Origin of the sequence: Mesorhizobium sp. BR1-1-13, assembly GCF_020165515.1 — a bacterium.
GTDB lineage: Bacteria > Pseudomonadota > Alphaproteobacteria > Rhizobiales > Rhizobiaceae > Mesorhizobium.
The window spans coordinates 387,517-411,686 of the sequence record NZ_JAIUIH010000003.1 but is presented as its reverse complement, the minus strand read 5'-3'; the positions used below and the strand labels follow the sequence as shown (position 1 = coordinate 411,686).

The window sequence follows — 24,170 nt, the reverse complement described above, 5'->3', positions numbered from 1 at the left end:
CATTATCGAAGGTTCCAAAGTCGGCGGCTTTGGTCTAGACCTGTCACAAACTCACAATATGTGAAGGACCGAAATGGCCGCGGAAGACGGAAAGAAACAGCTTTTGCACCTGGTGTTCGGCGGCGAACTGAAGAAGCTTGGCGGCACCGAATTCCGCGATCTCGACGCGCTCGACATCGTCGGCATCTATCCCGACTATCAATCCGCCCATACGGCATGGAAAGCCAAGGCGCAGGCCAGCGTGGACAATGCCCATATGCGTTATTTCGTCGTGCACCTGCATCGGCTCCTGGACCCCGACCACAAGGCTGTCGGTTGACTTCGATGGACAATGATCTGGCGAAAGCGCCGCCCGGCCAGGCTACGCCAACGGGCAGGGGCCGCAGCCGCGCCACCAAGGCCTTCTGGCGCAGGGTCCGCAAGCCGCTGGCGCAGTCGCGATTCGTCAAGAACATTATTGTCGGCCTGTTGGCGCAGTTCGTTCGGCTGGTGCGCCTGACCAACCGCGTTGTCGACGGCTCGGCGAAATTGACCGGCGGTGCCTATGCCCAGTTCGAGCCCGGCATCATTGCGCTTTGGCACGGCCAGCATCTGTTGACGCCGGCCTACTACCCCAAGGGCAGGCCGCTGGTCGCCATGGTGTCGCGAAGCGCCGATGCCGAACTCAACGCCCTGATGATCGAGAGATTCGGCATCGAGGCCGTACGCGGGTCCGGCGGGCGCGATAATGCCAAACATCTCGACAAGGGCGGCGCCAAGGCGCTGATCGCCCTGAAAAAGTCGCTCGTCGCCGGCAAGAACGTCGCCATGATCGCTGACATCCCCCATGGCACGCCGCGCGATGCGGGGCTCGGCATCGTGCTCCTGGCGCGGCTCTCCGGCCGGCCGATTCTGCCGGCGGCCATTGCCACCAGCCGCCGCAAGGTGCTGGAGAAGAGCTGGGACAAGACGACCATCAACCTGCCGTTCGGCCGCTCGTCCATCATCATCGGTACACCGGTTTTCGTGCCGGCCAATGCCGATGACGCCGAAATGGAGCGCAAGCGCCTCGAAGTGACGGCCTCGCTCAATGCCGCGACCGCCGAGGCCTACCGTCTCGTGGATGCCCCGCGATGAGCGGTCGCTGGGCGCGCACCATGTTGTCGGCATATCGTTTGGCGGGCGCTGTCGCCTATCCGCTGGTCGGACCCTATGTTGCCTGGCGCACCTCGCGCGGCAAGGAAGACCGCAATCGCCGCCGCGAACGCTACGGCGTCGCCGGCCGGCCTCGCCCCGATGGGCCTGTTATCTGGATCCATGCCGCGAGCGTCGGCGAAACCATAGCTGTCGTTCCCCTGGTCGAGAGCATACTCGACTACGGCGTCAACATCGTGCTGACGACCGGCACCGTGACGTCGGCCAAGGTCGCCGACGAGAGATTGGGCGACCGCATCATCCACCAATATGTGCCACTCGACCTCAAGCCGGCGGTCAGCCGTTTCCTCGACCACTGGAAGCCGGATCTGGCGATCATCGCCGAATCCGAGATCTGGCCGATGACGATTCTCGAGCTTGGCGCCCGCCACGTGCCGCAGGTTCTCGTCAATGGCAGGCTGTCCGACCGCTCCTTCACGTCCTGGAAGAAGCGCCCCAACATCGCCGAGGCGCTGTTCGAGAATCTTGCCCATGTCGTTGCCCAGTCCGATGTCGATGGCGAACGTTTCCGCGCGCTCGGCGCCCGCCCGGTAACCGTCTCCGGCAATCTCAAGGTCGACACGAACCCGCCGCCGGTCGACGAACGGACGCTGGCCACCTTGCAACGGCAGATCGGCGGCCGTCCGACCTGGGCGGCGATCTCGACCCATGACGGCGAGGAAGTGGTTGCCGCCGAGGTTCATGCGATGCTGCACAAGCGTCACCACGGCCTGGTCACGATCGTCGTCCCGCGCCATCCTGACCGCGCGGAGGCCTTGGCCGAGCAGATTTCCGGCATGGGCCTCAAGGTCGCGCGGCGCAGCAAGGCCGACAGGATCGGGCCCGACGTCGACATCCTGCTCGGCGATACGATCGGCGAGATGGGGCTCTATCTCAGGATGACCGAGATCGCCTTTGTCGGCCGTTCGCTCACCTCCGAAGGCGGCCAGAACCCGCTCGAACCGGCCATGCTCGAGACGGCGGTCCTTGCCGGGCGCAACGTGCAGAATTTCCGCGAGGCCTATCAGCGCCTGCTCGACAGCGGCGGCGCCAAGTTGGTGCGCGACCGCGACATGCTGGCCGGTGCCGTCAACTTCCTGCTCACCAACGAAGTGGCGCGCCACGAGATGATGGCGGCCGGCGCCGCGACCGTCGATGAGATGCGTGGCGCGCTGGCGTGCACGCTGAAATCGCTTGAGCCCTATATCCAGCCACTGGTCGTCAAGGCGCGCCTGAAGGGCGCGAACGGGCGCTAAGATGGCCTCCGAAGCACCACCATTCTGGTGGGAGGAGCCGGACTGGCGCGTTTTCGCGCTGTCGCCGCTGTCGGCCGCCTATGCATTTGTTGCCGGCCGTGGCATGCGGCGGGCCAGGCGCGAGAAGATCGAAGCGCCGGTTCTGTGCATCGGCAATTTCACCGTCGGCGGGACGGGCAAGACGCCGGTGGCGATCGCCATGGCCGAACACGCCAGGCGCATGCGGCTCAAACCCGGTTTCCTGTCGCGCGGCCATGGCGGCTCCTTCGCCGAGCCGCATATCGTCGACATCAAACACGACAGCGCCAGGCATGTCGGGGACGAGCCGCTGCTGCTGGCCGAACACGCGCCCGTGGCAGTGACGCCGCACCGCGCCGCCGGAGCCCGGCTGCTCATGGAAAATCATGGCTGCGATTTCCTGATCATGGATGATGGCTTCCAGAGCGCTCGCATCCATATCGACTATGCGCTGGTCGTCGTCGATGCGCGCTACGGCATCGGCAACGGCCGTGTCATCCCGGGCGGACCGCTCAGGGCCAGGGTCGTCGATCAACTGGTCTTCACCAGCGGGTTGTTGAAGATGGGTCACGGCACCGCCGCTGACGCGGTGGTGCGCCAGGCGGCGCGCGCCGGCCGGCCGATCTTCGAGGCTCACACCGAGCCGAGCGGCAAGGGACGCCTCGCCGGCAAACGCTATCTTGCCTTCGCCGGCATCGGCCATCCCGAAAAATTCTTCGACACGGTAGAGGAGGCCGGTGGCGAGGTGGCTTTGAAGCGGCCGTTTCCGGATCATCATTTCTATGCCGAGGATGAGCTTGCCGAACTGGCGGCCAACGCGCGCGCCGAAGGGCTCGGCCTCATCACCACCGCCAAGGACGCCGCCCGGCTGCGCCATGGCGCTTCGAAGGACTTTCTCGATCGTCTCGACGTGCTGGAAATCGACGCGGTCTTCGAGCTCGACCACGTTCCCGAACGCATCATCGAGGAGACACTCGATGCCTGGCGCCAGCGTAAGCTTAAGCGTTAGCTTCGCTTGCGCAATTCCGGGTGCGCCTCGATCTCGCGGCGCAATGAGGCCGCGGCGTTGATGTAGGGCTCCTGCCTCTCGACGCTCCAGTATTTCAGCTCGTCGAGCGGAATGCTTTCGCCGGTCACGGCGCAGCGCACGAACGCGCCGGGGCTCGTCACCTGGAAGTCGCCGTCGAGATAGCGGATACGGGCTTCCTTGCCGCCTGGGCCTTCGAAACGGTTCATCATGCTGTGGTGCCGAGCTTCATGCCGAGTTCATCGCCACAAATTGCCGGCAAGGTCAAGCATGGGACAAGCTCGAGGCAATGCTGATATCCTATTTGATGAGCCGAAGAGTACCATTGGTGGGGACATGATGGACATTTCTTCCGCTCGGCTGGCTTCCTTGCTCAAGGAGGCGATGACGCCGCAGGCGGCGCCGTCGGCGAAACCCGATGCGCTCAAGGCAGCGCTGGTCAAGGTGGCCTTGCGACCGCCGCTGCCGGCCTTGCGCCCGCAACCGGCCGTGGAAACGCTGGCGGCCTTGCCGCCCGCGTCAGCCGAGACGTCGCAGCAATTGGCCGCACCGCAGATCGTACGGGCCTACCAGGCGGCCATGGAGCCGGATATGGACACCGCCGGAAAGACCGTCTCCGAGATTTCGGCGCGCAAGCAGGCGTCGCCAGGTGACGAGGCTCAGCGCGGCGTGCCAGTGATCGTCACAAGACCCGAAGACGGTGGCGCTGCCCGGCCCACGCCGCCCTCGTGGCTGGCGTTCATCTCACCGCGGGTATCCGTCGTGCAAAAGGCGTCAGCCGACAATGTGGTGCCGGGGCGCGTGACCGGCCAGCCAAATGACGCCGCCCCAGGAAAACGCGAACAAGGCGTGGTCGGCATCGGCCCCATCGCAACGGGCCTGCTGGTTGCCGCGCTCATTGCATTTGCCTGGCTGGCCATTCGGTGAAACCTACGTGTCGGCTTCGATGAAGTGTTCGATCCTTTCTGCCGACACCCCCGCCTGCGCCGCGATGCGGCGCGACAGGTCGGCGGCAGCGGCGCGGGGCCTCCCGGCAGGACGATCGAGCCAGTAGGAAACGGGGTTGAGCACAACGCGGTCGTCGACGGCCACGACGCGCCCCGACCGTATCTGGTGTTCGGTGAGCGGCGGGCGTGCCAGCGCGATGCCCAGGCCGTACGCCGCGGCATCGAGCACCAGATTGTAGTCTTCGAAGCGGCGATCCTGCGGGCGCGGCCGGTAGTCCATGTCCCGCGCGGCGAACCAGGCGCGCCAGCCGGATGCATCGGAATCGTTGATCAGCGGGAATTTGAGCAGCCGGGCCGGGTCGCCGCCGCCGATCTCCGGCGCGAGACTCGGCGAGGCGATCGGAAACAGATACTCCTCGAACAACTGCATCGAAACGCGGCCCGGGATGCGGCCGCGTCCGCAACGCACCGACAGATCGATGCCTTCGTCGGCGAGATCGGCCTGGCGGTTGTCGACATCCAGCACGATGCGCAGGCGGGTGGGATCGTTCTCAAGCGCCGCCATGCGCGGCATCAGCCACAGGCCGCTCACCGAGGGGATCGAGGCCAGCCGCACCACTGCGGTGCCGCGCGGTTCAACCCAACGATCCGAATTGACCGAGATCAACGCGAAGGCTTCGGTGGTCCTCAGATGCAGGCGATTGCCTTCGTTCGTCAGCGTCACGCCACGCGCCCCGCGTTCGAAAACCTTCAGGCCAAGCCAGCCCTCCAGCTTGGCGATCTGCCGGCTGACAGCGCCATGGGTAAGGTTGAGCCTCTGCGCGGCGGCCGAAAAACTCCCCGTGCGTGCCGCTGCATCGAAGGCGCGCAGGGTCTCAAGCGGCAAGATGCCGTCTAAGCTGTGATCCATAGTCACAGCTGACCCTTGATTTGGTCGTTTGTCAATCGGCCCGAAAAGGGGTTTTGTCCCAATCGAGAGGCGAAAGAACGGGAGGACGATGTGAGGGCAATGACGAGCACGTTGAATCCAGCACAGCGGATGGACACCACCGCGGCCGTAGCGGTGGCGCTGACGGTGATTGGCTGGGCCTCGGCCTTTCCGGCTATCCGGGCTGGTCTCGCCGCTTTCGGGCCGCTCGAACTCGGCGCCCTGCGCTTTGCCATCGCCGCGGTACCTGCGGCGATCTTCCTCGCCGTCAGACGGCCGACGCTGCCGCGCATAGGCGAGTTGTGGCGCCTGGCCTTTGGCGGCGCCGTTTTCGTGGCGCTCTACACCGCCATGCTCAATTTCGGCGAGCTGACGGTTTCGGCCGGCGCTGCCGGCTTCATCATCAATGTCAGCCCGATCTTCACCGCCATCATGGCGATGGCGCTGCTCGGCGAACGATTCTCGACGATGGCCTGGGTCGGCACCGCCATTTCCTTCAGCGGCATCGGCATTATCGCGATGGCCGACGGACAGGGCCTGCATTTCGACACGGGTGCACTTCTGGTTCTGGGATCGGCGCTCTGTTCGGCCGTCAACACCATCGTCCAGAAGCCGCTGTTTGCCCGCCACCATCCACTGACCATCGCGGCCTCGAACATGGTGCTCGGCGCGCTCTGCCTGGCGCCCTTCCTGCCGTCAGCTTTTTCGCAGGCGGCGGTCGCCGACACGGCGGGGCTGGGCGCGGTCATCTATCTCGGCGTCGTGCCGAGCCTGATCGCCTATGCCGCCTGGGCGACGGCGCTTTCGCGCCTGCCTGCGGCGCGTGCCTCGAACTTCCTTTATCTGGTCTCTCCCATGTCCGCCCTGATCGGCTTCTTCTGGCTGGGCGAAGTCCCGACGCTGCTCGGCCTGCTTGGCGGCGCGCTGGCGCTGGGGGGCGTCATCGTGGTGAATTTGAAGAGATGAATCAGGGGGTTGGGGTCACTTCTTGATTCGAGAAGAGCCGCTTGGAAGCGGCTCTTTTCGGACCCCCGCCCGCTGCGAAGCAGCGAGGTGGGGGCTGCACCGGCAAACCTCGCAGGCAGCCTTCACCGCCGCCCGAACAGCCTTTCGATATCCGCCAGCTTGAGTTCGATATAGGTCGGGCGACCGTGGTTGCAGGTGCCGGAGCCGGGCGTGGCCTCCATCTGGCGCAGCAGCGCGTTCATCTCCTCGGGCTTGAGCAGGCGGCCGGAACGCACCGAACCATGGCAGGCCATGGTCGCCGCGATTTTGTCCAGCCTTTCCTTCAGCGTGTCGACGGTGTCGTTGTCGGCGATCTCGTCTGCGAGGTCTCGCACCAATTGCTGGACATTGGTCTCGCCGAGCATCGAGGGCGTCTCGCGCACGGCCACGGCGCCCGGCCCGAAACGCTCGATGCCGAGCCCGAAGCGAGCGAGCGTTTCGGAATGCAAGGCAAGCCGCTCGGCATCCTCTTCAGGCAGGTCGACGATCTCCGGCAGAAGCAGCATCTGCGACGGCACGGCGCGCGCGTGCAGCGCGTTCTTCAACGCCTCATAGACCAGCCGCTCATGCGCGGCGTGCTGGTCGACGATGACGAGTGAGTCCCTGGTCTGGGCGACGATGTAGTTCTCATGCACCTGCGCCCGTGCCGCACCGAGCACCGTGCCAAGCAGCGTCTCCGCCACTTCGCCCTGTCCTGCCCGGGCGTCGGCGCTGGCGATCGGGCCGGCATCGAACGCCGCCTGCTCGTTTTCGCCGAACCCGCCGTTTGCTCTACTCGCGCGTTCGAATCCTGAACCCTGGAACTCCATGTCGAGTGGCCGTTGCGGCGAGCGTGCGGGGTCGAAACCGGCAGAGCCCGAGGCGTGGTAGGCCGCTTCGTAGCTGCGGTGGCCATTGGCCGGGCCGCCATGGGCATATGACGCCGCTCCCGGCCGGAACGCCGCCATCATGCCGGCGGCACCGGAAGTGGCGGCGCGGATGCCGGCTCCGGCAAGCGCCTGGCGGATGGCGCCGACGATCAGCCCGCGCACCAGGCCGGGGTCGCGGAAGCGAACATCGGCCTTGGCCGGGTGGACATTGACGTCGACGATCGCCGGGTCGAGCGTCAGGAAAAGCACAGTGACCGCATGGCGGTCGCGTGGCAGGACGTCGGCGAAGGCGCCTCTGATAGCGCCGGCGACCAGCTTGTCGCGCACCGGCCGGCCATTGACATAGGCATATTGCTGCAACGCGTTGGCGCGGGTGAAGGAGGGGATCGACACATGACCGGTCAGGCGCACGCCTTCGCGCATCGCATCGATGGCAATGGAATTGTCGGGAAACTCGGCCCCCATCACCTGGGCGATGCGGCGCAGGCTGCCTTCCGCGCTGTCATCGGTCGCCGGCAATTCCAGCGTCGAGCGGTCGGAACCGGTGAGCGTGAAGCGAACGGTCGGAAAGGCGATCGCGATGCGCTTGACCACGTCGCTGGTCGCCGAGCTTTCGGCGCGCTCGCCTTTCATGAATTTCAGCCTTGCCGGGGTGGCGAAGAAAAGGTCGCGCACCTCCACCGTGGTGCCGCGATTGGCCGCCGCCGGCCTGACGGGCGAGATCCTGCCGCCCTCGATGCCGATCTCGGCGGCGCTGTCGCTTGCCGCCGTGCGCGAGCGGATCGACAGCCGCGACACCGAGCCGATCGACGGCAGCGCCTCGCCGCGAAAGCCGAGCGAGCGGATGTCGTGGATGTCTTCGGCGAGCTTGGAGGTGCAATGGCGTGCGATTGCCAGCGAAAGCTCCTTTTCGGGGATGCCGAAGCCGTCATCGGTGACACGGATCAGGTTCAACCCGCCGCCCGACGTGACGACCTCGACCTTTCCCGCACCGGCATCAAGCGCGTTCTCGACCAGTTCCTTCACCACGCTTGCCGGACGCTCGATGACTTCGCCGGCGGCGATCTGGTTGATCATCGTTTCGGAAAGCTGGCGTATGGGCATGGTGACAGTATAGGCGGATTCGTGCCGAGCGGGCGAGGGTGAAGTACGGCGAAAACAGTGAACGGTCTCACGCTTGCGCTGCCAGCCAATTCCGTACCTTGCGGGCATTCTCGCTAAGCTCCCGGTTCTTCGGCCAGATGACATAGAACGCCTTGCCGGTCTTGAGCACATGGTCCGTCACCGGCACCAACAGGCCCGTCGCCAGCAGCCGCTCGGCCAGGTGTCGCCAGCCCAGTGCGATGCCTTGTCCCTCCATGACGCCCTGGATTACCAGCCCGTAGTCGTTGATGCGCAAGCCGCGCGCGGTATCGCCGAGACGGGCGCCGGCCGATTCGAACCACTCATTCCAGCTCGCCGCCTCTCGATAGGGCTCCTCGAGATGGATGAGACGGTGCGTGGCCAGTTCCGCGACCGATTTGGGCAGGCCGAACTTCGCCGCGTAGCTGGTGCCGGCGACGGGAAAGATCTCTTCGTCGGCAAGCGGCAGCGAATGATAGTCCTGCCAGTCCCTCGGTTCGCCGCCGCGCACGGCAAGCGGGATGCCCTCTGCGATGATGTCAAGGTCGCGGTCGGCGGTCTGGATGCGCAGATCAATGCCCGGCAGTTCGTCGCGGAACTGCTGGAGCCGCGGCATCATCCAGAAGGAACCGAAGGCGGTTGAGGCGGCAAGCGTCACGTGGCCTCCGGTCGCCTGCAGGCGCAGATCCTCCGCCGACTTGCGGATGTGGGACAGGCCCAGCGAAACGTCGGCGTGGAAACGCTCGCCGGCCTCCGTCAGGCTGACCTGCCGGTGACGGCGCTGGAACAGTTTGGCACCGAGCTGTTCCTCCAGCCCGCGCACCGCGTAGGAAACGGCGGCCTGGGTCATGCCGAGCTCTCGCCCGGCGGCGGTGAAACTCGACAGGCGACCCGCCGCCTCGAAAACGATCAGGCTGCCCGCCGAGGGAAGGAGGTGGCGCAGGTTTCGCATAAGCAGAGCTTATACAAGAGATCAGGATTTTCCAGCGTCACATTCCTGTTTTGTGCGTCTAGGCTGCGAGGTATAAGAGGAATGGAGTTGCCATGAACGCACCGGCCGCTGTGACCGAACACGCCAATCGTCGAGCCGGCGGCCGCCTGGGGCGCAAGGCGCTGCGGGGAGCTCCCGTAACGTCGTTTCCGACACTGGTCCGCCAAATCCCCGTCTATCAGATGGTGCCGGACGAGGCAGTGGAACTCATACACCAGGAATCGCTCGCCATCCTGGAGGATGTCGGATGCGAGTTCCGCGACGATGAGGCCATCGAAATGTGGAAGGCCGCCGGCGCAGACGTCTCCGAGACGAGAGTGCGGATCGACCGCGCCTTGCTGATGGAACTCGTCTCGAAGGTGCCGTCGGAGTTCACGCTCAACGCGCGCAACCCTGAGCGTTCGGTGCGCGTGGGCGGCAAGAATTCCATCTTCGTGCCGATGTATGGCGCGCCTTATGTGCGTGACCTCGACAATGTCAGGCGCTACGGCACGCTCGCCGACCTCAACAATTTCCACAAGCTCGCCTACATGGCGCCGGCCCTGCATTCCTCGAGCTCCATCGTCTGCGAGCCGATGGAAATAGCGGTGCCCAAGCGGCACCTCCACATCATCCACTCGGCGCTGAAGCATTCCGACAAGCCGTTCATGGGCATCGTCACGTCGAAGGATCGGGCGGAAGACACGATGGCGATGGCGGGCATCGTGTTCGGTGAGGATTACGTGCGCGACAACCCTGTGCTGGTGTCGATCACCAACTGCAATTCACCGCTGGTGTGGGATGCCACCATGCTGGATGCGATGAAGGTCTATGCGCGCCACAATCAGCCGCTGATCCTGGCGCCCTTCGCGCTGTGCGGCGCCTCGACCTCGGCCTCGGCAGTGGGCGCGGTGGCGCAGGTCAATGCGGAGGCGCTGGCGGGCGTGGCCTTCACCCAGCTCATCCGTCCGGGTTCGCCGCAGATCTACGGCCAGTTCATGGTCACGGTCGATATGAAGACCGGCGCTCCGATGGGCGGCACGCCGGAGGCCGCGCAGATGATGTATCTGATGGGCGCGCTGGCACGGAAATACGGGCTGCCGTGGCGCACGTCCGGCTTCCATGTCGGCTCCAAGCTGAACGATGCCCAGGCGGGCTACGAGGCGAACATGCTCATGCATGCCGCCATCCTTGCCGGCGCCAACTACATCTGGCACTCGGCCGGATGGCTCGAGGCGGGTCTCACCTGCGGCTATTCGAAGTTCGCGACCGACTGCGAACAACTCGTCGGCTGGTACAAATATGCCGGCGGGCTGCCCTTCGACGATTTCAAGGAAGCGATGGCCGCCATCCGCGAGGTGGGGCCGCAGGGCCATTTCCTCGGCACCCAGCACACGCTCGAACATTTCGAGCGGGCCTTCTTCATGCCCAGCATCATGGACTTCAATTCCTACGAGCAGTGGAATGCCGAAGGCGCGAAGGACCATGACACGCGCGGTCGCGAAAAAGCCCGCAACATGCTCGCCGATTACGAAGAGCCGAAGCTCGACGAGGGCATCGCCGAAGGTCTCAGGGATTTGATCGCGCGGCGTGAGGAGAAGCTGCCGGACACCGTTAGTTGATGCAAAGGGCGAAGGCCCAGGGGAACCACAGGGAGGAAGAAATGACATTGTTCAGAAGCAACGGCGATCGCGTCCCGGGCGCCATCGATGCAATGGCCGTGGAAGCACGGGCAGGCCGGATGGACCGGCGCGAGTTCCTGGCGCTGGCCAGCGCCTTCGGGGCGTCGACCGCGCTCGCCTATGGCATGATCGGCCTTGCCGCGCCGACAAACGCCTTGGCCGAGGAGCCGAAGAAGGGCGGAACGCTGCATGTCTCGATGTCCGTGAAGGCGCAGAAGGATCCGCGCACCTACGACTGGGTTGAGCTTGCCAACATCTCGCGCACCTGGCTGGAGCCGCTTGTGCGCTACACCAGACAGTTCACCTTCGAGCCGGTGCTGCTCGAAAGCTGGGACATCAACGACGACGCCACCGAATATACGCTGCATGTGCGCAAGGGCGTCACCTGGAACAATGGCGATACCTTCAACGCCGATGACGTGGTGCACAATGTGACGCGCTGGTGCGAGAAGGGCGTCGCCGGCAACTCCATGGCCGCGCGCGTCGGCGCGCTTATCGACGCCAAGACCGGTAAGGCGAGGGACGGCGCGATCACCAAGATCGACGACAACACGGTCAAGCTGAAGCTCTCCGAGCCCGACATTTCGCTGATCCCGAACTTCACCGACTATCCGGCGCTCGTCGTTCACCGCAATTTCGATGCCGACGGCGCCGATCCGATCAAGAAGCCGATCGGCACCGGACCCTTCGAGCTGGTCTCTTACGATGTTGGCCAGAAAGCCGTCGTCAAGCGCCGCGAGAACGGCAAATGGTGGGGCGGCGAAGCTCCGCTCGACGGCGTCGAATTCATCGACTACGGCACCGACTTCAACGCCACGGTGAATGCCTTCGATTCCGGCGAAATCGACCTCAATTTCGAGTCGCCCGCCGATTTTATCGACATCCTCGACAAGATGGGGCTGGAGAAATCGGAGGTGGCGACCGCGACCACCCTGGTTGCGCGCACCAACGTCACGCACAAACCCTATGACGACAAGCGTGTTCGCAACGCGCTCCAGATGGCGGTCGACAACAACGCGGTGCTGCAGCTCGGCTACAGCGGTCGCGGCACGGTCGGCGAAAACCACCATGTCAGCCCCATCCATCCGGAATATTACCCACTGCCCAAGAAGGAGCGTGATGCCGCTGGCGCCAAGAAGCTGATGGCGGAGGCGGGTCAGGCCGACTTCGAGCATGAGCTGATCACCATCGAGGATGACTGGCAGAAGAACACCGGCGATGCCATCGCGGGCCAACTGCGGGAGGCCGGCATCAAGGTGAAGCGCACGGTGCTGCCGGGCTCGACGTTCTGGAACGACTGGACGAAATATCCCTATTCGATGACGATCTGGTACATGCGCCCGCTCGGCGTCCAGGTGCTGGCGCTCGGCTATCGCACCGGCGAGGCCTGGAATGAATCGGCCTATTCGAATCCCGATTTCGACGCCAAGCTCAAGCAGGCGCTGTCGCTGATCGACGTCGCCAAGCGCAAGGAGGTTATGAAGGATGTCGAGCAGATCCTGCAGGATTCCGGCGTCATCATCCAGCCGTTCTGGCAGAAGCTCTACAGTCATACGAGCAAGAAGGTGAAGAACTACGGCGTCCACCAGACCTTCGAAATGGACCTCCAGAACGTCTGGCTGGACGCCTAGCTGCAATGGTTGGCGAATGCCGGCACCCTTTCAGGTGCCGGCATTCCGGCAAAAATCGATTTTGGCTGCGGGCGCTGGCGCTCGGGTGCTGCCGCTAAGGCTTTTGAGGAGCGGTACATGTCTGGGCAGGTCTTCAACCGGTTGTTCGCGCCGATTGCTCTGCGCGGCAAGACCTTACGCAACAGGATCGTGTTCGGGGCCCATACCGCGAACATGGCAGTAGAGGGACTGCCGACAGAACGGCATGTCGGCTATTATGCCGAACGCGCTATCGGCGGCGCGGGGATGATCGTCGTCGAGCCGATGCCGGTGCACGGGGCCGCGGTTCTTACCCGCGGCAACTTCCGTCCTTCCGACGACAGCGTGATCCCCCATTTCCGCAAAGTGACGGAAGCGATCCGCGGCAACGGCGCCGTCGCCATCCAGCAGCTCTATCATGTCGGTCAGCACGCGGACGCGGACAACTCGTTCCATGCCGGCTGGTCCCCTTCCGGGCTGCCGAGTTATCACGACTCTGACGGTTCGCATCGAATGTCCGAAGTCGAGATCGAAGAAACGATCGACGGTTTCGTACAAGCGGCGCGCCGTTGCCGCGAGGCCGGTTTCGACGGCGTCGAGGTCTGGGCGGCGTATCATTCGATGCTGGACCAGTTCTGGACGCCCTGGTCGAACCGCCGCGACGACCGGTGGGGCGGCAGCCTTCAAAATCGCACCCGGATGAGCCGTGAGGTGATGAGCAGAATTCGCCGGGAATGCGGCGACGATTTCATCATCGGCCTTGCGGTCAACGACGAACCGGAAGTCGAAGTGGCGCTCAAGCGCGAAGCATTGGCCGAGATAATCGACCTCCACGACCGCGATTCTTTGATGGACTATGTGACTTGTGGAACGGGCTCCTACTTCGATTTCTACAAGATCATCCCGACCTTTGTTTATCCGGAAAAGCTCGGCGCCGACCTGGCGTCCGTGCTCAAATCCACCGTGCGCCACGCGTTGATCACGGCCGAGAGTCACATCCGTACGCCGCAGAACGCCGAAAGCGTGCTGAGCGAGGGCCACGCTGATCTGGTTTCCATCGTGCGGGGGCAGATCGCCGATCCGCACCTGGCTGCAAAGGCCGCCGCCGGACGGCCGGAAGACATTCGCGGGTGTCTGTCCTGCAATCAGATGTGCTGGGGCCGACGCAGCCGCGACTACTGGATCAGCTGCGTCATCAATCCTTCCGCGGGGCGGGAATGGGAGTGGGGCGGAGATCGCTTCGCCCCTGCTAGCCAACCCAAGCGCGTGCTGGTCGTAGGCGGCGGTCCCGCCGGCCTCGAAGCGGCGCGTGTAGCAGCCGAGCGCGGTCACCGTGTCACACTGGCCGAGGCTTCCGACCGCCTTGGGGGGCAGTTCCGCCTTGCGGGGCTGCAACCGCGCCGCGCCCAGATTCTGGATCTGATCGACTGGTACCAGCGCCAGCTCAGCCAGCTTCAGGTCGACGTCTGGTACGGACAATATGTCGAGGCGGAGGATGTCGAGCGCGAAGGCGCGGATCACGTCATCATTGCAACCGGCTCGATGCCGCCGGACGGCGCTTTCCAACGGGCATTGCCGCAGTGGGAAAGCATCCCGGGCGGCGGGCTGGTTCTCTCGGCTGAAGCCGTGATGGCCCGTGAGGTGAGGCCAGGCAAAAATATTGTCTTGCTCGACGATGGCGGCAATTGGAAAGGGTGCGGCACCGCCTGGAAACTCGCCGAGGACGGTCACAATGTGACGCTTGTGACACCTGACGCCCTGGTTGGCAAAGAGCTTCAGCGAATGGCCGTCGACGCGCCGCTGCGCCGCGCACTCGCCAGGCTGCGGGTGCGGTTTCTGACCGAGAGCGCCATCGTTCATTGGGACGGCAAAGCGGCCAGGGTCGCTTCCCTACTCGACGGAACCGAGCAGGACGTCGAAGCCGATGCGCTGGTCTTCGCCACGACGAGTATGGCGGCCGACATGCTTTCCATCGAACTCGACAGACGGAAAATTGCCCACACGTCGATTGGTGATTGCACCGCCTCAAGGCAGGCGGCTTTTGCCATCCATGATGGCCGCAAGGTGGCGCTTGGTCTCTGATCGCGGTCTTGGCACGCGCGCCTGTCGGATGACCTGCACCAGCGGCGAGCGGCCCTCGGGCTTCATGAGCCGCAAAAAAGCCGATATGCAGGATGCGTGTTACTGGATTGCGCCAAGCCATCAAAAGCCGGAGATTCTGCATGAGACTGACAGTGCTCCTTGCCGCCCTTTCGACGGCGTTTCCCGCTGTCGCCCTGGCCGGTCCGGCGTCGGACGCCGTGAAGTTCTTCTATGTTCCGGAGGTCAAGTTCGAGGCCGACGCAAAATACCGGGATCGCTTCACCGAGCCGGTGACGAGACTGTTCGACCTCAACGATCAGGCAACGAGGAAGAATCCGGACCAACTCGCCTGCATCGATTTCGATCCGGGCCTCGATGCGCAGGATTTCGACCAGAAGACCGTCTCCAAGACCCTGAAAGTGTCCGAGACAGTGGACGGCGACACTGCCCAGGTGGTGGCGAGCTTCAGTCTCTTTCCGGAAGGAGACGATGCACAACGCGAAATGCATTGGTCGCTGAAGAAGATCGACGGCAAGTGGAGGATATCGGACATCGCATCGAAGACCAACGATTGGACGCTGAGCCAGCTCGAATGCCTGGCGGGCCAAGATCCGGAGTGATCCGATGGCCCGCCGCCGGTTCCTGGCGCTGTCGGCCGTGTGCATGATGGCGGCGGACTTGAGTGGCGGCGCCGCGCAGGGGCTGCTCGGCGCGCCGCCGGCAAACGCTCCGGCGGCCACCGCGCCCGATGACAACGGGTCGCCGCCAGCGCCTGCACCTCGCGGAGCCGCCGAGCCGGCAACGCCACCGGTTGCCTCGCCGGGCGAACCTGCCGCCCCAATTCAGCCGGGCTCGCCGACGGAGGTGGTGCGGCCGTTCTACGACCAGGTCGGCTTGGAGGTCGATCCGTCGCAGCGCGGCCATTTCGTCGATCCGGCGAAAACGGTGCTCGACAAGAGCGATGCGCTGCGCAAATCCGGACAGGGCGAGTGCCTCGACCCCAACATGGCGCTCGACAATGCCGACTATGACAAGGCCGAGATCGACAAGAGCCTGAAGACGCTCGAGGCGATCAATGGCGACCAGGCCAAGGTCATCGTCGCCTTCGTCGTCGCCGGCAACCCGCACCGCCTTGAGTGGAAGTTCAAGAAGGTCGACGGTGAATGGAAGATATCGGACCTGCTATCGGTGACCGGTGAATGGGCGCTCAGCCAGTACCAATGCGAATGACGGTTCGAGCTAGCCTCGCCCGCGATAGGGTGCCACTCCGGTCTCGGGCAGCCAGGCGCCTTCCGGCGGCGCGCCCGTCTGCCAGAACACGTCGATCGGAATGCCGCCGCGTGGATACCAATAGCCGCCGATGCGCAACCATAGCGGGCTCGTTGCCGCCACGATGCGGCGGCCGATCATGACGGTGCAATCCTCATGGAAAGCACCATGATTGCGGAACGAGGTCATGAACAGCTTGAGCGACTTCGATTCCACCAGAGCCGCGTCGGGTGCGTAGTCGATGACGATATGGGCGAAGTCAGGCTGGCCGGTGACCGGGCACAGCGAGGTGAATTCCGGGCAGGTGAAGCGCACGATGGCCGGCGGGCCGTCGCCGCGCGAAAACGGCACGGTTTCCAGGACCGCCGCTTCCGGGCTCTGTGGCGTCTCGACATGCGCGCCGAGCTGGGTGAGGGTTTTGGTATCGATCATGGACGGCTCCTTGCCTGCCTGTCGCCGGAAGCACGCTTCCATGGCGGTCGGCGCGAACGAAGATTGGAATAAACGCCGCAATCCATTCAGGGGCGGCACATCTGGCCGCTCAATAACACAATTTGAACCTGCAGGAAGACGATGACCAGCAACGATCCGCTTCTCCAGCCTTATCAGCTCAAACATCTGACGTTGAAGAACCGGGTGATGTCTACCAGCCACGAGCCCGCCTATTCGGAAGACGGCATGCCCAAGGCGCGCTACCGGCTCTACCATGCGGAGAAGGCCAAGGGCGGCATGGCGCTGACAATGACCGCCGGCTCGGCCATCGTTTCGCGCGACAGCCCGGCCGCCTTCGGCAATTTGCATCTCTATGATGACGGGATCGTGCCATGGCTCGCGGAACTGGCCGACGCCTGCCACGAGCATGACTGCAAGGTGATGATCCAGATTACTCATCTCGGCCGTCGAACCGGCTGGAACAAAGCCGACTGGCTGCCGGTGCTGTCGGCTTCGCCGGTACGGGAGCCGGCGCATCGCGCCTTTCCCAAGACCATCGAGGAGTGGGATATCGAGCGCATCGTCGCCGACTACGCGTCGGCCGCCCAGCGCTGCCAGGCTGCCGGCCTCGACGGCATCGAGTTCGAGGCTTACGGCCATCTGATGGACGGCTTCTGGTCTCCGGCCACCAACCATCGCGACGACGAGTTCGGTGGCTCGCTCGATAACCGGCTGCGCTTCACCGATTTGGTGCTCGACGCCGTGCGCGCGGCGGTCGGTGAGAAGTTCGTCGTCGGCATCCGCATGGTCGCCGACGAGGATTTTTCGCAGGGCCTGTCGAAGGAGGAGGGCGTCGAGATCGCCAGGCGGCTGGCCTCATCCGGCAAGGTCGATTTCCTCAACATCATCCGCGGCTCGATCGAAACCGACGCGGCGCTGACCAAGGTCATTCCGGTGACCGGCATGCGCTCTTCGCCGCATCTCGACTTCGCCGGCGAGGTGAGGGCGGCGACGAAGTTCCCGACCTTCCATGCCGCGCGCATTTCCGACGTTGCCACCGCCCGCCACGCCATCGCCACCGGCAAGCTCGACATGGTCGGCATGACCCGCGCCCACATCGCCGATCCGCACATCGTCCGCAAAGTGATGGAAGGGCGCGAGCACGAAATCCGCCCGTGTGTCGGAGCCACCTACTGCCTCGACCGCATTTACGAAGGCGGCGAGGCGCTCTGCGTCCACAATGCGGCGACCGGCCGCGAGGCAGACATTCCGCATATCATCGCCAAGGCCGAGGGACCAAAGCGAAAGGTCGTCGTCATCGGCGCTGGTGCAGGTGGACTGGAGATAGCGCGCGTAGCCGCCGAGCGCGGCCATCAGGTGACGGTGCTGGAGGCATCGGGCCAGGCCGGCGGGCAGGTCAGGCTGGCGACACAGAACCCGCGCCGCAAGGAGTTGATCGGCATCGTTGATTGGCGGCTGGCCGAACTCGACCGGCTCGGCGTCGAGATTCGCTACGACAGCTGGGCGGAGAAGGACGACGTTCTGGCGTTGTCGCCGGATGTCGTGGTGGTCGCCACCGGCGGACTGCCGCAGAATCCGCCGCTGACGGCGGGCGGCACTCTTGTCACATCGAGCTGGGACATCATGGCCGGCAGCGTCAAGCCGGCTGAAAACGTGCTGCTCTATGATGACAATGGCGGCCATCAGGGAATGGGCGCTGCAGAACTCGTCGCGGCTGCCGGTTCGAAACTGGAACTGGTTTCGCCGGAGCGATTCTTCGCGCCGGAAATGGGCGGCATGAACCACGTACCCTACATGCGCGCCTTCCAGGAGAAGGGGGTCACCATCACTATCAACACAAGGCTGCGCTCGGTGCGCCGCGAGGGCAACCAACTGGTTGCCGAGCTTGCCTCCGATTTCGCCGACGGCTGGCGCGGCGAGCGGCGGGTCGACCAGGTGGTGGTCGAACATGGCACGGCGCCGCTCGACGACCTTTACCTCTCGCTGAAGCCATTGGCGAAGAACGGCGGCGCCATAGATTATGAGCGGCTGGTGAGTGGCGGCGACATCTTTCCCGAGCGCAATCCGCGAGGATCTTTCGTGCTGTTCCGCGTCGGCGATGCCGTCGCCTCACGCAACATCCACGCCGCCATCTATGACGGCATCCGGTTCGGGCTAAGGATTTGAAAGGCTGCTGTCGCTAACAATTCCGGGGAAAGTTGTGGCGCGCAACGGAACCTCCGCAATGAGAGCCATCTGCTGCCTTGGTTCGTTGCGCGCCGCGCACGCCGCCTGCTTGCGCCGGCACCGTACGATCCGTGATCAGAACATTCTGGCGGTGGCCATGCAGAGCACGGTGAGAACCAGCAGCCAGGCGGCGATTCGCTCGCCTTGGGCCATCTTCGCGCGCAGGGCGGGTTCGGTGGCCGCGTCGGCGCCAGCAAGTTGCGTGCTGGTGCGGCGGACCATGGTGCTGAGCACGCCGGCCGCGGCGAAGGCGGCAACGATGCCGAGCGCCAGCACCATTTCCATCGAGCCGAAATAGGCGCCATGGAAGAAATACCAGAGCAGCGCACCGGTGAGAAACACCATGCCGGCCGCTCCCATTTGCGGCCCAATGAAGCGTTCAGCCCGGATCTCGGGGTCGCGCGCCAGCGTGATGGTGGTGCCGGCCCAGAACACCCCCGCCATGACGTGAAGACCGATGGTGATGATGTAGACATATTGCATACCAGCTCTCCTCTCTTGCCCGTCGTCGCCTCAATAATTAGATATCTAACTGTTAGATGTCAATGTATAAAGGATGCCAGTTCCATCCGTGGAAAACACCGTCTAGTGTCTTGCCATGACGCCCTTTGAACGCCCGCCGGTCGGCATGAATCTCGGCCGCACCGCCAAGCTTGTTGCACAGGCCTTCGACACCGCGTTGGTGGAAGCGGGCGGCACGTTGCCCGTCTGGCTTACTCTGCTGTCGGTCAAATCGAGCGAGCTAGCCAACCAGCGCGAGCTCGCCGGAATGATCGGCATACAGGGGGCGACGCTCACCCATCATCTGAACGCGATGGAGGCGCAAGGATTGCTGACGCGCCGCCGCGATCCCGTCAACCGCCGGGTCCATCTGGTCGAATTGACAGAGGCCGGAGAAGCGATGTTCGAGACACTGCGCAAGGCGGCGATTGCCTTCGACAAGCGACTGCGTGTCGGCCTGTCAGACGACAGATTGGCGGAGTTTGCGCAAGTGCTGGCGACGTTGCGGGCCAATGTGGAAAGCTGACGATGTCCAAGGCGCGCCACGTGAATCTCTTTCGACACGACGCGCTTTAGGACTCACCGCCTCAGTCGTCATAGCTCTGGATTGTGCCAAAAGCATAACCGCGCTGCTTCAGCGCTGTAATCAGCTTGGTCAGTCTCGTCTTGCCATCGAAGCTGTCCTGGAACATCTCGTCATGCATGAGCAGGATCATCTTTCCGCGCTTGACGAAGCGGCCATAGCCGAACAGGTGATCGATCTCGCTGACCAGGTGGTCGACGCTTTGCACCGGCTTGCCTGTGTCGTCATGCACCCACTCATGGTCCCAGCCATAGAGATAGAACCCGGAGGCGGCGACGAATTCGTAGTCCGGCTCCTCCCGGCCTTCCTGCGCAAGGCCGAGCGAGGTGTCGTTCTTCGACATTGAGGGCAGTCTGAACACGTCGCGCCCAGGCAGCCTCGCATGAACCGCCGGTGAGAGCCCGAGCACGACGTTGGCCCGCAGCATGTCGGCCACAACGCCTTCCGTATCGGCATAGAAATGTTGGTAGCGGTTGTTGGCGTGGCTGTAGCTGTGATTGCCCACCGTCACCAGCGGCAGAGCTTTTGCGCGTCTGACCAATGCCTTGTTGCCCGCGCTCGCCTGCGCATGCATGCCGACCATGAACAGCGTCGCCGGCACCTGCTGCGCCTCCAGCACGTCGAGGATGGTGCTGGTGCCGTTCAGCGGCCCGTCATCGAAGGTCAGATAGATGGTGCGATCCGCTGCGTAAGCGGGAAATGCGGCGAGCATGGTCAGCAAAGCAAGCAGAAGCGGCATCGGGACTACCCGTTTGCGATCAGGGCGCCATCTCGGTGATGAGTTGTCAAGCGCGGGTAAGGGCTGCCTACGCCAGGCTTCCCTGCAGCACCGTCAGCCTGGCCTTCTTCGGCATGCGGGCGCTCAGCCAGTCACGGGCTTTGTCCTGCGGCATCGGGAAGGCGATGGAGTAGCCCTGCACCTGGTCGCAGCCGATCGCCATCAGTGAATCGAGTTCGGCTTCGGTCTCGGCGCCCTCCGCGACGATCGAGATGCCAAGGCCCCGCGCGAGCTCGGTGATGGCGCGCACGATCTTGGAGTTGTCACCGTTCTCATGGATGTTCTGGACGAAGCGGCGATCGATCTTCAGCCGGTCGATCTCGTTGGGATTGACGTGGCTGAGCGACGCGTAGCCGGTGCCGAAATCGTCGAGCTCAAGATGGACGCCGGCGGCCCTGATATGGCGTAACTTTGCCGCGATGCCTGTCTTCTCGTCATCGAGAATGACGGATTCGACGATTTCCAGCGACAGTTTCTGCGGCGGCAGGCCGGCCTTCTCAAGCGTCTCGAACAGGAAAGCGTCGAAGTCGTGCTCGCGCAATTCGGTTCCGGATACGTTGACCGCAAGCCGTCCGAAAGCAATGCCGGCGCGGTTCCATTCGGCGGCTTCGTTGATCGCCTTGCTGATGACGATGCGGCCGATATCAGGCATGAAACCGCATTTCTCGGCGACGGGAATGAATTCGCCAGGCGAGATCATGCCGCGCTCGACATGGTTCCAGCGTACCAGCGCCTCGATGCCGCTGATCGTGCCGTCGCTCAGTGAAACCTGCGGCTGGAAATAGACCTGGAATGCCTGCTGTGAAATGGCAACCTTGATGTCGTGCTCGAGTTGCTTGCGATAATCGAGTTCGCGACGCAATTCCTCGGAGAAGAATGAGAAATTGCCGCCGCCCATCTTCTTGGCGGAGTAAAGCGCCAGATCGGCGTGAACCAGCAGGTCCTGGGCGTTGTCGGCGTCGATCGGATAGACGGCGATGCCGCCGCTGGCGCCCGGTAGAATGGTCGTGCCCTGGAAGACGATCGGCTCGTTGATGTGCGCAAGAATGCGCCGTGCCAGCATGTTGATGTCTTCGCTGCCGCCGGCGCCGTTGAGGATCATCACGAACTCGTCGCCACCGAGGCGCACGCACAGATCCGACGCCCGACACGAATCGCGCATGCGCTGGGCCGTGATGACCAGCACATAGTCGCCGGCGGCGTGGCCGAGCGTGTCGTTGATCTGCTTGAACCGGTCGAGGTCAAGCTGCACCACCGCAAGACGTTCGCGCCGACGATGCGCGCTCTTGATCAGCGTGTCGAAATGGTCGGTCAGGAATGTGCGGTTGTGCAGACCGGTCAGCCCGTCATGAACGGCGATGAAGGCCATCGAATTGCGCGCATCGACGAGTTCGCGCGTCTTGCGCAGGATCGCGTTCGACATGGGTCGGAAGATGAACAGCGCCACCAGTACGATGACGCCGATCGTGGCGTAAAACAGCGTGCGGTGCAGATCGAGCATCTTTTCGGATCGTTCGTCGGCGAAAGCGCTGATGCGCTGGCCCAGTGCCGAATAGCCCGACAATGTTGCGTTGGCGACCGAGGCGTCGAGGGTGACGCGTTCGTAACCGCCCTTGTAGCCGCCATTGTCGCCGAGTGCGAGCTGCGACGAGAAGGCCGATACCAGGCGTTCGCCATTGGCGACCAGCCCAACGGAAAAATAGTCGAGATGGAAAGGCTTGCCGAAAAGGACGTTCTCGATCGTCTTCGGATCCAGCCTGGCCGGCGACTTTGGATCGGCGGCCGTCTGCTTGAGCAGCAGGTCATAGTTGGTTTCGAACTCCGCCGTCGCTTGCTTGAGCGCGTTGACGAGCGCCGGCTGCTTGTCGCGCGAAGCAGCACCGGTCGCACCGGCGAGGAAGACGATGCGCTGCGACAGCGTCTTTTGCGTGCTGACGATATCGAGCAGCGTATGGTTGTGCCGTTGGGTGGCCATCACCTGCTGCAGCAGGATGAAGGAAGCCACCACCATGGCGGCGATGATCAGCAGCGCCAGCCAGTAGCCGGCCTTGATCAGCAGTATGAGCTTGCCTGAAACGGTTTGCACCGGCTGCTGCGACATCTTGGGGGGCGGCCCTCTCGCCAACGGATTCCTGTATGAGCATCATTGAACTGCAAACATTAACAGGGCCGGAAATCGACGGCCGGTCGACAAGGGGAAAGGCTTAAAGATCGCGAAATGGTTATCGGCCTCTTTCGCGGCCGGTCCGCATTTGAACATTCGCCGGCTCCCATGTGATCGGGATCGTTTCTCGAGCCATGCCTGCGGCATCCGTTCGACATTGTCCAGCCACCTGATCCGGTCGCTTTTGCGGTGGATTTTTTGTGCGTGCGGGACGACAGTCTGCCCACGTCAAACGAGGCATGATCATGACCGCAGCATTTCTCTCCCATATCGACGGCGAACTTGAGGGGCTCAGATCGGCTGGACTGTACAAGTCCGAGCGGGTGATTTCCTCCACGCAGTCGGCTGAGATCGAGGTCGGCGGCGAGAAGGTGCTGAATTTCTGCGCCAACAACTATCTCGGCCTCGCCGACAGCCCCGACCTGCGCGAGGCGGCAAAGCACGCGCTCGACCGCTACGGCTACGGCATGGCTTCGGTGCGTTTCATCTGCGGCACGCAGGAGGAGCACAAGCAGTTGGAAGCGACGATATCGTCCTTCCTCGGCATGGACGACACCATCCTCTACGGCTCCTGCTTCGATGCCAATGGCGGCCTGTTCGAGACGCTTCTGGGCGAGGAGGACGCCATCATCTCCGACGCGCTGAACCACGCCTCCATCATCGACGGGGTCAGGCTGTCCAAGGCCAAGCGCTTCCGCTACGCCAACAACGACATGGCGGATCTCGAGGCGCGGCTGAAGGAGGCGAAGGATTGCCGCTTCCGGCTGATCGCCACCGACGGCGTGTTCTCGATGGATGGTATCATCGCCAATCTCGCAGGTGTGTGCGATCTGGCTGAAAAATACGATGCCATGGTCATGGTCGACGACAGTCACGCGGTCGGCTTCGTCGGCAGGAACGGCCGCGGCTCGGCTGAGCATTGCGGCGTCGAGGGCAGGGTCGACATCATCACCGGTACGCTCGGCAAGGCGCTGGGCGGCGCTTCCGGCGGTTACACGTCCGGCAAGAAACAGGTGGTCGACTGGCTGCGCCAGCGCTCGCGACCCTATCTGTTCTCCAACACGCTGATGCCGGCGATCGCCGGCGCCTCGATCAGAGTGTTCGACATGATCCGCAATGGCGATGCCCTGCGCGAGCGCCTATATGCCAATGCGGAACGGTTCCGGACACAGATGGGCAAGCTCGGCTTCACGCTGGCAGGCGCCGGCCATCCGATCATCCCGGTCATGCTGGGCGATGCCAGCTTGGCGCAGGAGATGGCGGCGCGCATGCTGCAGCGCGGCATCTATGTCATCGGCTTCTCCTTTCCGGTGGTGCCAAAGGGCCAGGCGCGCATCCGCACCCAGATGTCGGCCGCGCATTCCACCGCCGACATTGATCGGGCGGTCCAGGCTTTCGGTGCGGTTGGCAAGGAACTAGGTGTGATTTCCTGAGCGACCGGCACCGCAAACCGCTTCCGGATCAAGAG

The 24,170-nt window shown here is 63.8% G+C and carries 22 protein-coding genes; 14 read left to right on the top strand and 8 right to left on the bottom strand.

The window, feature by feature from the left end; genetic code table 11:
* Positions 1-73: 73 nt before the first annotated feature.
* Genes LB533_RS09630 through lpxK form a run of 4 tightly spaced genes read left to right on the top strand, consistent with a single transcriptional unit; the run spans position 74 to position 3,456 of the window.
* On the top strand, positions 74-319 hold the full coding sequence (locus tag LB533_RS09630) for a DUF4170 domain-containing protein (protein WP_140494203.1): 246 nt from the start codon (positions 74-76) through the stop codon (positions 317-319).
* 5 nt (positions 320-324) lie between these two features.
* On the top strand, positions 325-1,116 hold the full coding sequence (locus LB533_RS09625) for a lysophospholipid acyltransferase family protein (protein ID WP_140637727.1): 792 nt from the start codon (positions 325-327) through the stop codon (positions 1,114-1,116).
* Positions 1,113-2,429, top strand: coding sequence for a lipid IV(A) 3-deoxy-D-manno-octulosonic acid transferase (waaA, locus tag LB533_RS09620; RefSeq protein WP_140637728.1), 1,317 nt, complete (start codon positions 1,113-1,115; stop codon positions 2,427-2,429). Before LB533_RS09625 ends, waaA begins: the two co-directional genes overlap by 4 nt.
* 1 nt (position 2,430) lies before the next feature.
* Positions 2,431-3,456, top strand: a complete 1,026-nt coding sequence (gene lpxK, locus LB533_RS09615) for a tetraacyldisaccharide 4'-kinase (protein WP_140637729.1) — start codon at positions 2,431-2,433, stop codon at positions 3,454-3,456.
* Here lpxK and LB533_RS09610 read toward each other — a convergent pair.
* Positions 3,453-3,686 carry a DUF2093 domain-containing protein gene (locus tag LB533_RS09610; RefSeq protein WP_140494196.1) on the bottom strand — a complete coding sequence of 78 codons (234 nt, stop codon included), beginning with the start codon at positions 3,684-3,686 and terminating at the stop codon, positions 3,453-3,455. The two genes, lpxK and LB533_RS09610, sit on opposite strands and share 4 nt — an antisense overlap.
* A gap of 157 nt (positions 3,687-3,843) precedes the next feature.
* Between LB533_RS09610 and LB533_RS09605 the strand changes: the two genes are divergently transcribed.
* Positions 3,844-4,401 carry a hypothetical protein gene (locus tag LB533_RS09605; protein WP_210239849.1) on the top strand — a complete coding sequence of 186 codons (558 nt, stop codon included), beginning with the start codon at positions 3,844-3,846 and terminating at the stop codon, positions 4,399-4,401.
* A 3-nt stretch (positions 4,402-4,404) separates the two neighbouring features.
* Here the strand turns inward: LB533_RS09605 and LB533_RS09600 are convergent, their stop codons facing one another.
* Positions 4,405-5,331 (bottom strand): LysR family transcriptional regulator, encoded by a 927-nt coding sequence (locus LB533_RS09600; protein WP_140637731.1) that lies wholly within the window; start codon positions 5,329-5,331, stop codon positions 4,405-4,407.
* 90 nt (positions 5,332-5,421) lie between these two features.
* On the opposite strand from LB533_RS09600, the gene LB533_RS09595 reads away from it, so the two are divergent.
* Entirely contained in the window at positions 5,422-6,315 is an 894-nt protein-coding gene (locus LB533_RS09595; RefSeq protein ID WP_224677081.1) for a DMT family transporter, read from the top strand.
* A gap of 122 nt (positions 6,316-6,437) precedes the next feature.
* Here LB533_RS09595 and mutL read toward each other — a convergent pair whose 3' ends face one another.
* Both mutL and LB533_RS09585 read right to left on the bottom strand, forming a co-directional pair.
* Complete coding sequence (gene mutL / locus LB533_RS09590) at positions 6,438-8,327, bottom strand: DNA mismatch repair endonuclease MutL (protein WP_224677154.1); 1,890 nt, start codon at positions 8,325-8,327, stop codon at positions 6,438-6,440.
* A gap of 67 nt (positions 8,328-8,394) precedes the next feature.
* A complete protein-coding gene (locus LB533_RS09585) occupies positions 8,395-9,297 on the bottom strand; it encodes a LysR substrate-binding domain-containing protein (RefSeq protein WP_224677080.1) in 903 nt (300 codons plus the stop codon).
* A gap of 92 nt (positions 9,298-9,389) precedes the next feature.
* Between LB533_RS09585 and LB533_RS09580 the strand changes: the two genes are divergently transcribed.
* The 5 genes from LB533_RS09580 (at position 9,390) to LB533_RS09560 (ending at position 15,958) form a co-directional block, all read left to right on the top strand.
* Positions 9,390-10,937 (top strand): trimethylamine methyltransferase family protein, encoded by a 1,548-nt coding sequence (locus LB533_RS09580; protein WP_224677079.1) that lies wholly within the window; start codon positions 9,390-9,392, stop codon positions 10,935-10,937.
* Between the two features lie 41 nt (positions 10,938-10,978).
* A complete protein-coding gene (locus LB533_RS09575) occupies positions 10,979-12,628 on the top strand; it encodes an ABC transporter substrate-binding protein (protein ID WP_224677078.1) in 1,650 nt (549 codons plus the stop codon).
* A 117-nt stretch (positions 12,629-12,745) separates the two neighbouring features.
* The gene (locus LB533_RS09570) at positions 12,746-14,728 is read left to right on the top strand and encodes an FAD-dependent oxidoreductase (protein WP_224677077.1); all 1,983 of its coding nucleotides are present in this window, start codon (positions 12,746-12,748) and stop codon (positions 14,726-14,728) included.
* Positions 14,729-14,868: 140 nt separating this feature from the next.
* A complete protein-coding gene (locus LB533_RS09565; RefSeq protein ID WP_224677076.1) occupies positions 14,869-15,348 on the top strand; it encodes a DUF3828 domain-containing protein in 480 nt (159 codons plus the stop codon).
* Between the two features lie 4 nt (positions 15,349-15,352).
* Positions 15,353-15,958 carry a hypothetical protein gene (locus tag LB533_RS09560; protein WP_224677075.1) on the top strand — a complete coding sequence of 202 codons (606 nt, stop codon included), beginning with the start codon at positions 15,353-15,355 and terminating at the stop codon, positions 15,956-15,958.
* A 9-nt stretch (positions 15,959-15,967) separates the two neighbouring features.
* On the opposite strand, the gene queF is transcribed toward LB533_RS09560, so the two are convergent.
* On the bottom strand, positions 15,968-16,429 hold the full coding sequence (gene queF / locus LB533_RS09555; protein ID WP_140515582.1) for a preQ(1) synthase: 462 nt from the start codon (positions 16,427-16,429) through the stop codon (positions 15,968-15,970).
* A gap of 141 nt (positions 16,430-16,570) precedes the next feature.
* On the opposite strand from queF, the gene LB533_RS09550 reads away from it, so the two are divergent.
* Positions 16,571-18,616 carry an NADH:flavin oxidoreductase gene (locus LB533_RS09550; protein ID WP_224677074.1) on the top strand — a complete coding sequence of 682 codons (2,046 nt, stop codon included), beginning with the start codon at positions 16,571-16,573 and terminating at the stop codon, positions 18,614-18,616.
* A 135-nt stretch (positions 18,617-18,751) separates the two neighbouring features.
* Here the strand turns inward: LB533_RS09550 and LB533_RS09545 are convergent, their stop codons facing one another.
* Entirely contained in the window at positions 18,752-19,159 is a 408-nt protein-coding gene (locus LB533_RS09545) for a hypothetical protein (protein WP_140521694.1), read from the bottom strand.
* Positions 19,160-19,304: 145 nt separating this feature from the next.
* Here LB533_RS09545 and LB533_RS09540 point away from each other — a divergent pair, with 145 nt between their 5' ends.
* Complete coding sequence (locus tag LB533_RS09540; protein ID WP_224677073.1) at positions 19,305-19,703, top strand: MarR family winged helix-turn-helix transcriptional regulator; 399 nt, start codon at positions 19,305-19,307, stop codon at positions 19,701-19,703.
* Positions 19,704-19,764: 61 nt separating this feature from the next.
* Here the strand turns inward: LB533_RS09540 and LB533_RS09535 are convergent, their stop codons facing one another.
* Positions 19,765-20,499 (bottom strand): polysaccharide deacetylase family protein, encoded by a 735-nt coding sequence (locus tag LB533_RS09535; RefSeq protein WP_224677072.1) that lies wholly within the window; start codon positions 20,497-20,499, stop codon positions 19,765-19,767.
* A 67-nt stretch (positions 20,500-20,566) separates the two neighbouring features.
* Positions 20,567-22,639 carry a putative bifunctional diguanylate cyclase/phosphodiesterase gene (locus tag LB533_RS09530; RefSeq protein ID WP_224679470.1) on the bottom strand — a complete coding sequence of 691 codons (2,073 nt, stop codon included), beginning with the start codon at positions 22,637-22,639 and terminating at the stop codon, positions 20,567-20,569.
* A 308-nt stretch (positions 22,640-22,947) separates the two neighbouring features.
* Between LB533_RS09530 and LB533_RS09525 the strand changes: the two genes are divergently transcribed.
* The gene (locus tag LB533_RS09525) at positions 22,948-24,135 is read left to right on the top strand and encodes a glycine C-acetyltransferase (protein WP_224677070.1); all 1,188 of its coding nucleotides are present in this window, start codon (positions 22,948-22,950) and stop codon (positions 24,133-24,135) included.
* The last annotated feature ends 35 nt before the right edge of the window (positions 24,136-24,170 follow it).